Source organism: Agrobacterium sp. 10T429 (assembly GCF_056393925.1).
This window is the reverse complement of record NZ_JBFTGV010000003.1, coordinates 14,839-29,899: the sequence shown is the minus strand read 5'-3', so window position 1 is coordinate 29,899 and position 15,061 is coordinate 14,839. Positions and strand designations below refer to the sequence as shown.

The 15,061-nt window shown below is 59.1% G+C and carries 14 protein-coding genes; 10 read left to right on the top strand and 4 right to left on the bottom strand.

What is annotated here, in order from left to right; translation table 11 throughout:
- Window positions 1-32 precede the first annotated feature (32 nt).
- From AC1DCP_RS09555 to AC1DCP_RS09545, 3 genes are all read left to right on the top strand, one after another.
- Window positions 33-1,556 carry a sugar ABC transporter ATP-binding protein gene (locus tag AC1DCP_RS09555; RefSeq protein ID WP_476774239.1) on the top strand — a complete coding sequence of 508 codons (1,524 nt, stop codon included), beginning with the start codon at window positions 33-35 and terminating at the stop codon, window positions 1,554-1,556.
- A gap of 51 nt (window positions 1,557-1,607) precedes the next feature.
- Window positions 1,608-2,609 (top strand): ABC transporter permease, encoded by a 1,002-nt coding sequence (locus AC1DCP_RS09550; protein WP_035199370.1) that lies wholly within the window; start codon window positions 1,608-1,610, stop codon window positions 2,607-2,609.
- Between the two features lie 89 nt (window positions 2,610-2,698).
- Complete coding sequence (locus AC1DCP_RS09545) at window positions 2,699-3,652, top strand: substrate-binding domain-containing protein (RefSeq protein WP_003510665.1); 954 nt, start codon at window positions 2,699-2,701, stop codon at window positions 3,650-3,652.
- A 207-nt stretch (window positions 3,653-3,859) separates the two neighbouring features.
- Here AC1DCP_RS09545 and AC1DCP_RS09540 read toward each other — a convergent pair whose 3' ends face one another.
- Window positions 3,860-4,753, bottom strand: a complete 894-nt coding sequence (locus AC1DCP_RS09540) for a LysR family transcriptional regulator (RefSeq protein WP_003510664.1) — start codon at window positions 4,751-4,753, stop codon at window positions 3,860-3,862.
- Window positions 4,754-5,290: 537 nt separating this feature from the next.
- Here AC1DCP_RS09540 and odc2 point away from each other — a divergent pair.
- The 7 genes from odc2 (at window position 5,291) to AC1DCP_RS09505 (ending at window position 12,143) form a co-directional block, all read left to right on the top strand.
- Window positions 5,291-6,424, top strand: a complete 1,134-nt coding sequence (odc2, locus tag AC1DCP_RS09535; RefSeq protein WP_003510663.1) for an ornithine/lysine decarboxylase — start codon at window positions 5,291-5,293, stop codon at window positions 6,422-6,424.
- Window positions 6,425-6,617: 193 nt separating this feature from the next.
- Window positions 6,618-7,187, top strand: a complete 570-nt coding sequence (locus AC1DCP_RS09530; protein WP_013761478.1) for a GNAT family N-acetyltransferase — start codon at window positions 6,618-6,620, stop codon at window positions 7,185-7,187.
- 201 nt (window positions 7,188-7,388) lie between these two features.
- Complete coding sequence (locus AC1DCP_RS09525) at window positions 7,389-8,630, top strand: MFS transporter (RefSeq protein ID WP_111828847.1); 1,242 nt, start codon at window positions 7,389-7,391, stop codon at window positions 8,628-8,630.
- Between the two features lie 88 nt (window positions 8,631-8,718).
- A complete protein-coding gene (locus AC1DCP_RS09520) occupies window positions 8,719-9,120 on the top strand; it encodes a MarR family winged helix-turn-helix transcriptional regulator (protein ID WP_003510658.1) in 402 nt (133 codons plus the stop codon).
- Between the two features lie 91 nt (window positions 9,121-9,211).
- Entirely contained in the window at window positions 9,212-10,507 is a 1,296-nt protein-coding gene (locus AC1DCP_RS09515) for an MFS transporter (RefSeq protein WP_111788571.1), read from the top strand.
- A 281-nt stretch (window positions 10,508-10,788) separates the two neighbouring features.
- The gene (locus AC1DCP_RS09510) at window positions 10,789-11,487 is read left to right on the top strand and encodes an OmpW/AlkL family protein (RefSeq protein ID WP_019564584.1); all 699 of its coding nucleotides are present in this window, start codon (window positions 10,789-10,791) and stop codon (window positions 11,485-11,487) included.
- A gap of 212 nt (window positions 11,488-11,699) precedes the next feature.
- Window positions 11,700-12,143: a glyoxalase superfamily protein gene (locus AC1DCP_RS09505; RefSeq protein ID WP_003510652.1), complete on the top strand. Its 444-nt coding sequence runs from the start codon at window positions 11,700-11,702 to the stop codon at window positions 12,141-12,143.
- Window positions 12,144-12,191: 48 nt separating this feature from the next.
- Here AC1DCP_RS09505 and AC1DCP_RS09500 read toward each other — a convergent pair whose 3' ends face one another.
- Genes AC1DCP_RS09500 through ugpA form a run of 3 tightly spaced genes read right to left on the bottom strand, consistent with a single transcriptional unit; the run spans window position 12,192 to window position 14,993 of the window.
- A complete protein-coding gene (locus tag AC1DCP_RS09500; RefSeq protein WP_013761452.1) occupies window positions 12,192-13,253 on the bottom strand; it encodes a sn-glycerol-3-phosphate import ATP-binding protein UgpC in 1,062 nt (353 codons plus the stop codon).
- Window positions 13,253-14,101, bottom strand: coding sequence for a sn-glycerol-3-phosphate ABC transporter permease UgpE (gene ugpE / locus AC1DCP_RS09495; protein ID WP_003510648.1), 849 nt, complete (start codon window positions 14,099-14,101; stop codon window positions 13,253-13,255). Before ugpE ends, AC1DCP_RS09500 begins: the two co-directional genes overlap by 1 nt.
- Before the next feature lie 10 nt (window positions 14,102-14,111).
- Window positions 14,112-14,993, bottom strand: coding sequence for a sn-glycerol-3-phosphate ABC transporter permease UgpA (ugpA, locus tag AC1DCP_RS09490; protein WP_003510646.1), 882 nt, complete (start codon window positions 14,991-14,993; stop codon window positions 14,112-14,114).
- Window positions 14,994-15,061: the final 68 nt, after the last annotated feature.

Below are 15,061 nucleotides of genomic sequence, written 5' to 3'. Positions count from 1 at the left end.
CGTTCATTCGCACCGGGTACCGGTGACGACACATGGCTTTTGCTGAGGAATCTCCAGATCAGGTCCTTATACGGACTGTCGGGTTGTCCAAGTCTTTCGGTCCCGTCCAGGTTCTGAAGGATATAGAGATTGCCGTGCGCGCCGGTGAAGTTCACGCCATCATTGGCGAGAACGGGGCTGGCAAATCGACGTTGATGAAACTGCTTGCGGGCAATGAGAAGCCTTCGAGTGGGGAAATCAGGATCGATGGCGAGGCAGTTACGTTGAGCGGACCTGTCGACGCCGAACATCGCGGCATCGTTCTCGTGCATCAGGAAATATTGCTGGCCCCGGATCTGACGGTGGCTCAGAACATCTATCTGGGCCGCGAATTGTGCAAAGGCCCGATGATGGACGACCGCGCCATGCGTGCCGGCGCCCTGAGGGCTATCGCCGATCTCGGCGGTACGATCGATCCCGATGCCGTCGTCGGCAGCCTGTCGATTGCCCAGCGCCAGCTGGTGCAGATAGCCCGCGTTCTGCTCGTGCCGCATCGCGTCGTCATTTTCGACGAGCCGACCGCAAGCCTCACGCCCATTGAAACCGATGCGCTGTTGAACGTTATCAGGGACATAAGGGCAAAGGGCGTGGCCGTGCTCTATATTTCGCACCGCCTGCCGGAGGTGAAGGAGATTGCCGACCGTGTGACCGTTCTGCGCGATGGCAGGTTGGTCGGCTCCCACCCAATATCGGCGCTTGAGCCCGCCGATATGGCGCGGTTGATGGTGGGACGCGATGTCGCCAAGCTCTATCCGGACAGGAACGCCGGCGGCGAGCACGAGCCTGTCTTACAGGTGGAGCATTTCACCGTTCCCGGCTATGCGCAGGATGCCGGTTTCAGCCTGCGAAAGGGCGAAATCCTCGGTTTTGCTGGTCTCGTCGGCGCGGGCAGAACGGAGCTTATGGAGGGCGTGCTTGGCCTGCGTCCAGGGCGGGGGACGATCCGCCATCTCGGAAAGCCTGTGCATTTTGCAAAGGCGGAAGACAGTCTGAAGGCCGGTATCGTTTATCTGAGCGAGGATCGGAAGGGCAAGGGATTGCTGCTGACGAAGGACTTGCGGGTCAATCTCACACTCGCCTCGCTGAGGAAATTCAGCCGCCTGTTCCAGATCGATATCCGTCGAGAGAAGGAAGCGCTCGATGATGCGGTGCGTGATTTCGATATTCGCACGGGAAGTAAGGACTTGCTCGCGGGCCAGCTGTCCGGCGGTAACCAGCAAAAGCTGCTGCTCGCCAAGATGATGCTGCTCGATCCATCGATCGTCATCATCGACGAGCCAACACGCGGCATCGATATCGGCACCAAGGAACAGATCTACCGTTTCATAGCAAAGCTTGCAGACGAGGGCAGGTCGATCATCGTCGTGTCCTCGGAGATGCCGGAACTGATCGGCATCTGCGACCGCGTCCTTGTAATGCGCTCCGGCAGGATCGTCGGCGAGGTGACGGGGGAACGCATGACCGAAAACGATATCGTGGCACTCGCGACTGGCGTGCACACGCAGGAATTCGCCTGAGGGCTGATGTCCCGGCAGATTGGCCTGAAGAAAAGACAATTGAGGGGAAATATGACTGAGGCCGCACTTGATAACGGCAAAACGCCGAAGACCTCGAAAGACTGGGACCTGCGCGCCGTTGCGCCCTTTGTGGCGCTGGCTTTGCTGCTGGTTCTCGGCACCGTCGCCAATCCGAATTTCATCGGTATCGACAATCTGCTGAACGTGGTTACCCGCAGCGCCTTCATCGCCATCATTGCGCTCGGCGCCACATATGTCATCACATCCGGCGGACTTGATCTCTCCGTCGGCGCGATGGTGGCTTTCGTTGCCAGCCTGATGATCCTGTTCATGAACAGTGGCGTTATTGCCAATCCGCTGGTGATGCTACTGGCCGCCATGGCGCTGGCCATCGCCATCGGCGCCGCTTGCGGGCTTGCAAACGGCCTCATCACCACCATCGGCCGCATCGAGCCCTTCATCGCCACGCTTGGCACCATGGGCATTTATCGTGGGCTGACCACCTGGCTGTCGCAGGGTGGCGCGATCACGCTGCGCAACCCGGAAATCCAGACGCTTTATCGCCCGGTCTATTTCGGCAATGTGATCGGTGTGCCGGTGCCGGTCATCGTCATCTTCGTCACTGCCGCCATCGCCGCTTTCGTGCTTTACCGTACTCGTTACGGCAGGCATCTGACGGCGGTGGGTTCCAGCGAGGATGTGGCGCGTTACTCCGGTATCTCGGTCGCTCGAGTCCGCACGATTGCCTATGTGGTTCAGGGGCTTTGCGTCGCCGTTGCCGTCCTGCTTTACGTGCCGCGTCTTGCCTCCACTTCGGCCACTACAGGCATGTTGTGGGAGTTGCAGGCCATCACCGCCGTCGTCGTCGGCGGCACGGCGCTACGGGGTGGTGTGGGCCGCATATGGGGTACGATTTGCGGCGCCTTCATTCTGGAAATCGTTGGCAACATCATGATCCTGTCGAACTTCGTCAGCGAATATCTGATCGGTGCCATTCAGGGCGCGATCATCATCATCGCCATGCTGGTGCAGCGTTCGCTCAGCCGCAGATAGCCGGACGATCGATGAGACATCTGGCCGCGCAATCTGGGGCATGCGCGGTTTAAACAGGAGGAACGCCCCGGTCTTGGGAGGAAGAGACTATGCGTAGAAAATTTATCGGCGTGGCATTTGTCGCGCTGGCTGCCGTTCTTGCGGGTTCTGCCCATGCGCAGGAGAAGAAGGTAACGATCGGGGTATCCATTCCGGCGGCCGACCACGGCTGGACGGCGGGCGTCGTTTACCATGCCGAACGGGTGGCAAAGCTTCTGATGAAGGAGCATCCGGGTCTGAATGTCATCGTCAAGACCTCGCCGGATGCCGCCAACCAGGCAAACGCGCTTCAGGATCTTGCCGTGCAGGGGCTGGACGCACTGGTCGTGCTGCCGTCTGATCCCGATCCGCTCGTCAACGCCATCAAGGAGATCAAGGACAAGGGCACCTTTGTCGCGCTCGTCGACCGCGCGCCGAGCGTCAACGACAATTCGATCCGCGATCTCTACGTTGCGGGTAACAATCCGGCACTCGGACAAGTGGCAGGCGAATACATCAAGAAAACCACGCCTGATGCGGAAGTGGTGGTCATTCGCGGTCTGCCGATCCCGATCGACCAGCAGCGCCAGGATGGTTTCGACAAGGGAATTGCCGGCTCCAGCGTCAAGGTTCTCGACCGCCAGTACGGCAACTGGAACCGCGACGACGCCTTCCGCGTGATGCAGGACTACCTGACCAAATACAAGAAGATCGACGTGGTCTGGTGTCAGGACGACGACATGGCGGTTGGCGTGCTGGAGGCAATCCAGCAGGCGAAACGCACCGATATCAAGTATATCGTTGCTGGCGCCGGTTCCAAGGACATGATCAAGCGCGTAATGGACGGCGACAAGCTAATTCCGGTCGACGTGCTCTATCCGCCGGCGATGGTGGCGACCGCCATGCAGCTTACGGCTGGTCATTTTTACGATCAGGTGCCGGTTGCTGGCGAGTATATTCTCGACGCTACGCTCATCACCAAGGACAATGCCAAGCAGTTCTACTTCCCGGATTCGCCGTTCTGATAAGCCGTTTCCGGCTAAGCAACGCCCGCTGAAAGGCAGGCGTTGCATCCGCACTCCTGCACCCCGGACCAGATTCGGGGTGCAGCGCGATCAGGTCGTTGATCGCGATAGAGTCCTTCATAGCGCGGGCGCGCCGCGGCTCGATGCCGGATTAAATACGGCATGACGAGGGGAAGGTCGGCGGAAACTATACCGCTCCCCCGCTCTTCATCCATTTTTCCTGAACCACGCCGAGAGATAATCCACGAAGCTGCGCACTTTCGCGGGAAGGTAACGGCGGTGGGGGTAGACGGCGTATATGCCGCGGTCTTTGGAAATATAGTCGTCGAACAGGGTCACAAGCTCGCCGGACTGGATGAAGGGTCTTGCAATGAAGTCCGGCACCATGGCGATGCCAAGCCCTGCGCGGGCGGCCCGGAGTGTCGCCTGCGGGCTGTTCACCTCGATCGGTCCACTGATGGTAACGGAGTTCGAGCCGCCATCCGCTTCAAGATAACGCACGGTGTTGTGGAAGCGGGTGTTGGTGTCGATGATGAAGGGCACGCGGGAAAAGTCCTGCGGACCATTGAGCGGGCCGTGTCTGGCGACAAAATCCGCCGTTGCTACTGCATAGACCCGGAAATCGGAGATCTTGCGGGCGATGAGGCCTGAATCTTCCAGACGCGTTATGCGAATCGCAAGGTCGAACCCTTCCTCGATCAGATCGACGAATCGGTCATCGGCGACGATTTCCAGAGACAGTTCCGGATTTTCCTTGGCGAAATCGATGAGGCTCTGGCCAACATCGGCGTCGATGAAGGTGCGCGGAACGGATATTCTGAGCTTGCCCTTCAGATCGGCATTCTTCTCGCGCACCAGATCGGCGAGGTTGTCGATCTCCTTCAAAATGTCGGAGGCGGTGCGGTAATATGTATGGCCGGCCTCCGTCAGCGAGAATTGCCGGGTGGTGCGGTTGAGAAGCAGTGCACCGAGATCATCTTCCAGTTCCCGGACATATTTGGACAAAAGCGCCTTGGAACGCCCAGTCTTGCGGGCAGCGGCGGAAAAACCCTCCGCTTCGACAACGTCGATAAAGGCGCGGATGCGGGTGAGCGTGTCCATGAAAATCCTCCGGTTCGTTCCATATAATTGAACGCTGAGGCGCGACTGTTCAACCCGTAAAATGGTTGCCGAAAAAATCCGCTATATGGTGAAAAAATCCTCTTGATTATGACGGCGAATATTCTTATCTCCCGTGCTGCCCAAAGTCGCACGTGCCCATGTGTGTCCGCCGAGTCCTCGATGTGGTGAGGAGTTCGGTAAGGTACCTGGAACTAACCCCTCCAGTCGCTATTCCGGCCAACCGGGAAATGCGAGGACATATGAAGCAACGACGGTGCGGGCCTTTCTGGTTCTCTGCCGGCTTTCCATCAGCCGGGGTACTGAAGAGGCACACCATCATTGCCTGAAGTGCGGTCGGGTCATTCCCTCCAATCGATGGCAGACAAAGCCGAATGATGCTCTGGCAGGGCGTCATTCATATTTGCGCCTTGAGCGTATGCTATCGATTCTGCGCCTCCACCGGCTGATTCGTATGCATATCTCGAGCGTCCTTTGTCCTCCGGATTTTCCGGAGCCGGTTTTATAGGGAATATATCGATGACGACTGCACGCATTCTCGATTTCATCAAGACCCGACGTCCCGAAGGCCCTTGCCTCGTCGTCGACCTCGACGTCGTGCGCGACAATTTCAACGCGTTCCGGCATTCCCTGCCGAACAGCGCGATCTACTATGCGGTCAAGGCAAACCCGGCTCCCGAAATCCTGAAGCTGCTTGCTTCGCTCGGCTCGAACTTCGATTGCGCCTCCGTGGCTGAAATCCAGATGGCGCTTGATGCAGGTGCAACGTCCGACCGGATCTCGTTCGGCAACACCATCAAGAAGGAACGCGATGTCGCCCGCGCTTACGCGCTCGGCATCGATCTCTTCGCCGTCGACAGCCATGAGGAAGTCGAGAAGGTTGCCCGTGCCGCTCCCGGCGCACGCGTCTTCTGCCGCGTGCTGACGGACGGTGAAGGTGCCGAATGGCCGCTGTCGCGCAAGTTCGGCTGCGTACCGCAGATGGCTGTTGATGTTCTGGTCTACGCACATCAGCTGGGCCTCGAATCCTACGGCGTTTCCTTCCATGTCGGTTCGCAGATGATGAATCTCGACGCATGGGATGCAGCGCTGGGCGATGCCAAGCGCGTTTTCGCTTCGCTGTCCAAGCAGGGTATTCACCTGCAGATGGTCAATATGGGCGGTGGTTTCCCGACCAAGTACCTGCGCGACGTTCCTGCTGCCGAAGAATACGGCCAGGCTATCGACACGGCGCTGCGCAAGCACTTCGGCAACCAGATCCCGAAGACGATCATCGAGCCGGGCCGTGGCATGGTGGGTAACGCTGGCGTCATCAAGGCGGAAGTTGTTCTCGTGTCGCGCAAGTCCGACAACGACAACCATCGCTGGGTGTTCCTCGACATCGGCAAGTTCGGCGGTCTCGCCGAGACGATGGATGAGGCTATCCGCTACCCGATCCGCACCGAGCGCGATCAGGACGAGATGGAGCCTTGCGTTCTGGCCGGTCCGACCTGCGACAGCGCCGACGTGCTGTACGAAAAGAACATGTACCCGTTGCCGGTCTCTCTGACCATCGGCGACGAGGTTCTGATCGAAGGCGCAGGTGCCTATACGACGACCTATTCGGCGGTTGCCTTCAACGGTTTCGAGCCGCTGAAAGCCTACGTCATCTGATCCGAACGCCGCCCGCTGAGTAAGGCGGCGTCTCGAACAAGCTTCCGTTCCGGCTTTGCCGATTGTGCTGTTGCGCAAATCCCTGCTTGCTGCTCCTCTTCCAGCCGAGGAAAGCGTGTCGGCGGGCCGGAACGGCTCCACCATTTTTGATCAAGGGCCGCGTGTGGGCGGTTGTGTGATGGAGGGCCGAGAGATGGCCGCTCTTCTGAATTCGGTACGTGCATTTTTCACCCCGCAGACATTTCATGTCGATCAGGAAAATCCGGGCGATGTCGTTGCCCGTGAAAACCTGCTCGATCGCGCCATGGGCGCTGGCCGCCGCCGCAAGTCTTCCGAAAAGCTGCGCGCCGGCCGCGTCCCAGCGGAAGGTCTGGCGCTCGTTGCCCGTGACGAGGACGGCCATGTCATCGGCACGGTGCGCCTGTGGAATGTCGAAGCTGGCATTTCGCGCGAAGGCCGCGCTGTCGAAGCGCTGTTGCTTGGCCCGCTTGCGGTTGATGCTGCCCATGAAGGCAAGGGCATCGGTTCGGCGCTGATGCGTGCGGCAATCTCCGAGGCAACCAAACGTGGCCATGGTGGCATTCTTCTGGTGGGCGACGCCGCCTATTATGAGCGCTTCGGCTTTTTTGCCGATAAGGCCCAGCACCTGATCATGCCCGGCCCGTTCGAGCGCAGCCGTTTTCTGGCGCTTGAACTCAAAGCCGGCTGGCTGGAAGGTGCGGCTGGTATGCTGGTTGCAAGCGGCCGCAGGCTCTCTGCCTGAGACGATATCCGTATCTAATGCCCCGGCTGAACGGCCGGGGTTGATCCGGCTGAAATTGGATTGCTGCAAAATGTTCTTTTATGCAAAGCTGCGGGTTCGGACGTGATACCGGTTCGGGCGGCGACAAAGTTGCATTTGGCTTTTTTGGACATTGCATCGGATATGTCTGCACCCGCGTGATTTCAAAAGCGGAGATCAGCTATGCAGGCAGCTTTACTCAGAACGAACCGTGACTACCGTCTTCTGTTTTCCGCGAGCGCCGTATCCAATCTTGCCGATGGCATTTCGATGGTGGCGATACCTTGGCTTGCAACCCTGCTGACCAGCGATCCGCTCTTGATCTCTATGATTGCGGTGGCGCAACGGCTGCCCTGGCTGCTGTTCGCGCTTCCCGTCGGTGTCTGGACGGATCGAAGTGACCGGCGCCTGCTTATGGTGCGGGCCGATGTGGTTCGGCTTGCGCTGATGATCTGCGCGGTCGGCATGATCTCCACCACTGCAAACCTGCCGTCACCGGCAGAATCGGGATCGGCGGCTATTTTTTCACTGGCGGTAATCGCTTTCCTTCTCGGTTGCGCTGAGGTCGTGCGGGACAATGCAGCCCAGACGATATTGCCTTCACTTGTCGCACCGAGCGATCTCGAACATGCTAATGGTCAGATGTGGAGCGCCGAAGAGGTCACTGGCCAATTCATCGGCCCGCCACTGGCAGGCTTGCTGATTGCCGCGGGCATTGCCATTCCCTTTGGTCTGGATGCCAGTTTTTACGCGGTTTCGGCGGCATTGGTTTGGCTTATCGTGCTGCCTCCACGCAAACCGTCCAGCATAGCCTCTTTCTGGCCCGCATTGCGAGAGGGGTTTGGCTGGATGCGGCGCAATACGATGATCCTGCGGCTTGCCATCATGCTGGGGGCAGTCAACGCCGTATTCGTTGGAGGAATGACGGTCCTCGTTCTCTATGCGCAGGAGGTGCTCGATCTTTCCGCGACAGCCTATGGCGTGCTGTTGACGTGCGGCGCGGTTGGCGGTGTTCTTGGCGGGCTGGCTTCGCCGTGGTTCGCCCGTAGACTGGGCGCGAGGACAAGCCTCGTTCTGGCGCTATGCACATTTGCGCTGTTCAATCTGGTGCTCGGCCTTTCGAGTTCCGCGCCACTGGTAGCAGTCGGCCTATTTCTCGAGGCTGCGGCGGGTATGTTGTGGAATGTGGTGACCGTGAGCTACAGGCAACGGCTCATTCCGGACGAGTTGCTTGGACGCGTCAATTCCGTCTATCGGTTTTTCGGTTGGGGTGCGATGTCGTTCGGCGCATTTGCCGCTGGCGTTCTGGTCACCATTGCCGAACCGGCCTTCGGCCGCATCGAGGCGCTGCATATGCCCTATCTGATTGGAGCCGCTGTTTGTGCGGTTCTGGCGGTCTACGGTCTTCTCCGGCTGCGTTTCTGAGGTGCCGCGGCGCTGTAGTCGGTCATTGTCCCTGCATGATCTTATAGTGCCTCTTGCATTTGGCATTTTGCGGGTATATACCCGAAAAATGCCAAACGATAGTTGTCACTGCATCCTGCTGCGCAAAGCATCCCGTAAGGTCTCGTCCTACTACGATGAGGCGCTGGCGCCGCTTGGCGTCAATATCGGCCAGTTCAGCCTGTTGCGGAACATCAACCGCATGGCGCCGGTGTCGCTCACCGATCTCGCCGCGCGGGTGGAACTGGACCGCTCTACCGTTGGCCGCAATACCAAGGTGCTGGCCCGGATGGGGCTGGTGGCCATCGGCCATGGCGAGGATCAGCGCGAAGCGATGCTGACCGTGACGGAGCAGGGGCAGGAGATACTGAAAACAGGCGCGCCCCTCTGGGACGGAGTACAGGACGAAATCGAGGCCAGGCTTGGCCCGGAAAAGACCGCTCAATTGCAGGAACTACTCGCAGCCCTGTAATTTTTTTGATGATAAAACGGGTATCTGCCCGCAATATAGGGTATATACCCGTAAAATTTCGGCCGCTGGCCGCTGGAAAGGGATTTTGAACATGCTCTCCACACGCCTTGCCAGCTGGATGGCCAACAGAAACATACATTATGGCTGGCTTGTTGCCGCAACCACCTTTTTGACGATGCTGGCAACCGCCGGCGCGATGGGATCGGCCGGGGTGATGATCCAGCCGCTGCATCAGGAGTTCGGCTGGGATATTGCCGATATTTCATCTGCCATGGCGGTCAGGCTGGTGCTCTTCGGCCTGCTCGGGCCCTTTGCCGCTGCCTTCATGAACCATTTCGGTATTCGCCAGGTCGTGTCGACGGCCCTTGCGCTGATCATGGGCGGCATCGTCGCCTCGTTCTTCATGACTGAGGTGTGGCAGCTGTTGCTGTTATGGGGCGTGGTGATCGGTGTTGGCACCGGCATGACGGCACTGGTGCTGGGCGCGACCGTGGCATCGCGCTGGTTTTCAAAGCGCCGGGGACTGGTGATCGGCCTGATGACGGCCAGTAACGCCACCGGCCAGCTGGTTTTTCTGCCTTTGCTCGCGGCACTGACGGAGGCCTATGGCTGGCGCACCGCGCTGACGCTATCCGTTGCGGTGATTGCGATCGCCATGATTCTCGTGCTGCTCTTGATGCGTGACCATCCCGCCGATGTCGGCCTGCCAGCCTATGGCGAGACGGTGGTGGTAAAACCGCCGAAACAGGACCACAAGTTTCTTGCAACACTGGCATCCCCGATACTGACGTTGAAGAGCGTGTCCGGAAACCCGGTTTTCTGGGTGCTTTTCGGAACGTTCTTCGTCTGTGGACTTTCCACCAACGGCCTTATCCAGACACACTGGATTTCCATTTGCGGTGATTTCGGTATGGCGGCGGTCACGGCGGCCGGCACGCTGGCGGTGATCGGCATTTTCGATTTCTTCGGCACCATTTTTGCCGGCTGGCTCTCTGACCGTTTCGACAATCGCTTCCTGCTCTTCTGGTTTTACGGTCTGCGCGGGCTGTCCCTGATCTATCTCTCCTTCTCGGGCTTCAGCTTCGTGGAGCTTTCGGTCTTCGCCGTGTTTTACGGGCTGGACTGGGTGGCAACCGTGCCGCCAACGGTGAAGCTTGCCGCTGAGAGTTTCGGCCGCGAAAAAGCGGGCCTGGTTTTCGGCTGGGTGTTTGCGGGGCATCAGTTGGGGGCCGCCACCGCTGCCTTTGGCGCAGGTTTCTTCAAGAGCGACTTCGACACATACATGCCCGCACTGCAGATTGCCGGCGTGATGTGCATGATCGCTGCTGTCTCGGTACTGCTTCTCAAAAAGCCTGGTTCCGCGACTTTGGCACCGCAGGCCGCCTGAGATTGCAAAGGAGAAGGCTTGTGAAACAGGCCAACTTCCGACTGCCGGGCCCGCTATTTTGACCGTTGTCATGGCTATCCGTTGCGTATTTGTCACACCAAGCACCGGCTAGCTGCCCTGGCTTATCGTTCGCCTTTCGGTTTGATCCATCTCAATCCGCTCACCTCTCCCTTGGCGATAGTGGCCGTAGCGGCTGCGGCAAGCGAGGATTCGCGAATGCCCGCCGCCATCAGCCGGTTTCCCGGGCTTGCCCGGCTGCGGCGCGCGATAGGAGAGATGGAATGACGAACAGGAAGAAAAAAACCGCCTTGCTTGCCAGTGTGACGGTGAGCGTCGCGGCGATGCTGATGTCGGCCAACGCGATGGCGGCAGATCTGGCCCCGCCGGCACCAGCCCCCACCGCTGAAGAGGCGATTGCGGCGGCGAGCCCATGGATGCTGCGCGTGCGTGGTCTCGGGGTCATTACCCATGACAGCGGCAGCGTTGACGGTGTGCCGGGTGCAGGTCTCTCCTATTCGGATACGGTCATTCCTGAACTCGACATCAGCTATTTCTTCACCCCGAATATCGCTGCCGAACTCATCCTCGGCACCACATACGCCAAGATCAACGGCGAGGGTGTGCTGGCCGGCACGCCGGTGGGCAAGACATGGTTGCTGCCGCCGACGCTGACCCTGCAATATCACTTTACTGATTTCGGCGCCTTCAAGCCCTATATCGGCGCGGGCGTGAACTATTCGATGTTCTACAACCAGTCCGAAAAACCCGGCTTCAGCAATCTTGATGTCAAGAACAAGTTCGGCGCGGCCGTGCAGGTGGGTTTCGACTATATGCTGGACGAACATTGGGGCGTGAACTTCGACGTGAAGAAGATTTTCCTGAAGACCGACTGGACCGCAGAACTTGGCGGCACGCCAATCAGTGGCAAAGCGAAACTCGATCCCTGGTTGATCGGTGCGGGTATCACCTATCGCTTCTGACCCCTTGGCCTCGCGCCGTCGCTGCCTTTGACGGGCGGCGCTTTCTGAGCTATATGGACGGCCACGGGCAGAAGAGCCCCGGCCGTCCGCAGGCGTTTACGCCCTTGGTGAAGCTCTTTTTGGAATAACGGTCATCCCCATGTTTTGCATGTCGTCGATGGCAACGCGGACCCCTTCGGAAAAATACGGCATGCGCATGTTGGAGAACCGTTATGAACGTGTCCAAACCGCTTCCCGCGCTTGAGGGATTGAAAGAGCAGGCAAAACGGCTGCGCGCCGCCCTTGAAGGGCAGGGGCAGGCAATCACCCATTCAAAGGCGCTTGAACTCATCGCCGCGCAATATGGCTTCCGCGACTGGAACACCCTGCATGCCACGGCGGGAAACCGTCCCGCATTCAATCCCTATCTTCTTGGTTCGCGGGTGGAAGGCCTCTATCTAGGCCAGCCCTTCGTGGCCTCCGTTCTGGGCGTGCAAACGCTAGGCGGCGACCCGGAACGCTACCGGCTGACCCTGCATCTCGACGATCCCGTGGATGTGGTGACCTTCGAAAGCTTCTCGGCTTTCAGGCAGCGTATCCACTGCAATATCGATACGTCCGGACGCACGGTGGAGAAAACCTCCAACGGTAGGCCACAGGTTGAGCTGGTCTGGTAGTCCGAGCACCCGCCGAGAGGCGGGTGTCTCCTTGTCCTTCGTAAGACCCTAAATCCGCTTCCCCGCCGCATCGAACAGATGGAAGTCCTTCGTCTGGGCGGCAATCCGCAGGTTCTCGCCGATACCAAGCTGCGAGCGGCCGGGAACGCGGAAGACGATGGTGGTGCCGTCTGTGAAGGAGCCATGCACGTAGCTTTCCGCGCCCACCAGTTCCACGGCGTCCACCCGCACGGTGCCAGTGAAAGCGGCATCGGGAGCTTCTGTTTCCGCGAGCGTGATGTCTTCCGGACGGATGCCCAGTGTTGCGGTGGTTTGCGGCAGCGCGCCTGATCCATTCACCGACCACCCGGATGCACCGTTAGCCGATGGGGTGCCGTAGGGCAGGAGGTTCATGGAGGGCGAACCGATGAAGGTGGCGACGAAGGTGGTGGCCGGTTTTTCGTAAAGCTCGATCGGAGTGCCGATCTGCTCGATGCGGCCGGCATTCAGCACCACGAGGCGGTCGGCCAGCGTCATGGCTTCCATCTGATCATGGGTTACGTAGACGCTGGTGGTGGCGAGAGAACGTTGCAGGCGGCGGATTTCGACGCGCATCTGCACGCGCAGCTTGGCATCGAGGTTGGACAGCGGCTCATCGAACAGGAATGCGGCGGGCTTGCGCACGATGGCACGGCCCATCGCCACGCGCTGGCGCTGGCCACCCGAGAGCTGGCGCGGCCTGCGCTCCAGATATTGTTCGATTTCCAGCGCCTTGGCTGCCTCGGTGATACGCCGGTCGATCTCGTCCTTCGGCGTGTTGCGGTTCTTGAGGCCATAGGCGAGGTTCTGCCGCACTGTCATATGCGGGTAAAGCGCGTAGTTCTGGAACACCATGGCAATATCTCGGTCTGACGGTTCGAGATCGTTGACGACGCGGTCGCCGATGACGATCTCACCGCCCGATATGCTTTCCAGCCCGGCGATCATGCGCAGCAATGTTGATTTTCCGCAGCCGGAGGGGCCGACCAATACGATCATCTCGCCATCGGCTATATCCATCGATACGCCCTTGATGGCGTCGACATTGCCGCCGTAAACCTTGCGGACGTCTTTCAGCGCAATTTTTGCCATTACTTCTCGGTCTCCACCAAACCTTTGACGAACCAGCGCTGCATCAGCACCACAACGATAATCGGAGGGATGATGGCGAGGATCGCCGTCACCATCACATAATTCCAGGGCGTCGAAGCGTCGGTGAAATCCACCATGCGCTTGAGGCCGATGATGATCGTGTTCATCTTGGCGTCGTTGGTCACGAGCAGCGGCCAGAGATACTGGGTCCAGCCATAGATGAACAGGATCACGAAGAGAGCGGCGATATTGGTTTTCGACAGCGGCAGCAGAATATCGCGCATGAAGCGGAACGGCCCTGCATTGTCGATACGAGCCGCCTCGACCATTTCGCCGGGAATGGTCAGGAAAAACTGCCGGAACAGGAACGTCGCCGTCGCGGACGCCATCAGCGGAAGCGTCAGTCCCGCATAGGTATCGATAAGCCCGAGGTCGACGATGACCTTGTATGTGGGCAGGATGCGCACCTCGACCGGCAGCATGAGCGTGATGAAGATCATCCAGAAGAAGCCCATGCGAAATGGAAAACGGAAAAATACGATTGCGAAAGCCGACAGGAAAGAAATGACGATCTTGCCGATGGCAATGGCGAGCGCCACCACGAAGCTGTTGAACAGCAGCCGTTCAAGGCTGACGCCGACCACTCTTTCGACGCCGCCGACCATGGCATCTGTATAGTTTTCACCAAGATGGTCGCCGGGCAGCAGCGACATCGGTGGGCGAATGATGTCATTCGACGTCATGGATGACGCGATGAAGGTGTAGTAGATCGGGAAGGCCACGATGATGATGCCGAGAACCAGCATCAGATGGGCGATCACGCGGGCGACCGGGCGATTTTCAATCATCAGGAAATCCTCAGCCGTAGTGCACGCGCTTCTCGACGAAGCGGAACTGGAAGGCGGTCAACGCAATGACGATCACCATCAGGATGACGGATTGCGCGGCGGAAGAGCCGAGGTTCAGGTTAACGAAGCCATCATTGTAGACCTTGTAGACCAGTGTTTCTGTCGCCTTGGCAGGGCCGCCGCCAGTAACTGCGTGGATGATGCCGAACGTATCGAAGAAGGCATAGACGGTGTTGACGACCAGCAGGAAGAATGTTGTCGGCGCCAGCAGCGGGAAAACGATGGTCCAGAAGCGCCGCGAACCGCGTGCGCCGTCAATGGAGGCCGCCTCCAGCAATGATTTCGGAATTGCCTGCAAGCCTGCGACAAAAAACAGGAAATTGTAGCTGATCTGCTTCCATGCGGCGGCTGCGACCACGAGCAGCATGGCCTGATTGCCGTTGAGCAGCGGGTCCCACATGATGCCGTTGCGGCGCAGGATATAGGAGAAGGTTCCCATGGCCGGATTGAACATGAACAGCCAGAGCATGCCAGCGACGGCGGGTGCCACAGCATAGGGCATGATCATCATGGTGCGGTAAAAACCCTTGCCGCGCACCACGCGGTCTGCCGCCGTTGCCAGAAGCAATGCCAGCCCCATCGAGACGAGTGCGGTCAGGACGCTGAAAATGACCGTGACGTGCAGCGCGTTCAGATAGCTTTCATCCGAAAGTACGGCGGAAAAATTGGCCAGCCCGACGAAATTGCTGTTCAGCCCGAAGGCATCCTCGCGCATGGTCGACTGGTAGAGCGCCTGACTTGCGGGCCAGAAGAAAAAGATCACCGTCAGGATGATCTGTGGCGCGACCAGCAGATAGGGCAGGATCTTGTTGGGGAATACGACGCTTTGCACGGCGATCTCCTGATGAAATGGGAATACCGCCCGCACCGGGTGAGGATGCGGGCGGGGGCAGGGATCGT

Excerpts from the sequence above, each read along its gene's own strand:
- AC1DCP_RS09555 (WP_476774239.1), top strand. The coding sequence starts at position 33 with ATGGCTTTTGCTGAGGAATCTCCAGATCAGGTCCTTATACGGACTGTC.
- AC1DCP_RS09550 (WP_035199370.1), top strand. The coding sequence starts at position 1,608 with ATGACTGAGGCCGCACTTGATAACGGCAAAACGCCGAAGACCTCGAAA.
- AC1DCP_RS09545 (WP_003510665.1), top strand. The coding sequence starts at position 2,699 with ATGCGTAGAAAATTTATCGGCGTGGCATTTGTCGCGCTGGCTGCCGTT.
- AC1DCP_RS09540 (WP_003510664.1), bottom strand. The coding sequence starts at position 4,753 with ATGGACACGCTCACCCGCATCCGCGCCTTTATCGACGTTGTCGAAGCG.
- odc2 (WP_003510663.1), top strand. The coding sequence starts at position 5,291 with ATGACGACTGCACGCATTCTCGATTTCATCAAGACCCGACGTCCCGAA.
- AC1DCP_RS09530 (WP_013761478.1), top strand. The coding sequence starts at position 6,618 with ATGGCCGCTCTTCTGAATTCGGTACGTGCATTTTTCACCCCGCAGACA.
- AC1DCP_RS09525 (WP_111828847.1), top strand. The coding sequence starts at position 7,389 with ATGCAGGCAGCTTTACTCAGAACGAACCGTGACTACCGTCTTCTGTTT.
- AC1DCP_RS09520 (WP_003510658.1), top strand. The coding sequence starts at position 8,719 with ATGCCAAACGATAGTTGTCACTGCATCCTGCTGCGCAAAGCATCCCGT.
- AC1DCP_RS09515 (WP_111788571.1), top strand. The coding sequence starts at position 9,212 with ATGCTCTCCACACGCCTTGCCAGCTGGATGGCCAACAGAAACATACAT.
- AC1DCP_RS09510 (WP_019564584.1), top strand. The coding sequence starts at position 10,789 with ATGACGAACAGGAAGAAAAAAACCGCCTTGCTTGCCAGTGTGACGGTG.
- AC1DCP_RS09505 (WP_003510652.1), top strand. The coding sequence starts at position 11,700 with ATGAACGTGTCCAAACCGCTTCCCGCGCTTGAGGGATTGAAAGAGCAG.
- AC1DCP_RS09500 (WP_013761452.1), bottom strand. The coding sequence starts at position 13,253 with ATGGCAAAAATTGCGCTGAAAGACGTCCGCAAGGTTTACGGCGGCAAT.
- ugpE (WP_003510648.1), bottom strand. The coding sequence starts at position 14,101 with ATGATTGAAAATCGCCCGGTCGCCCGCGTGATCGCCCATCTGATGCTG.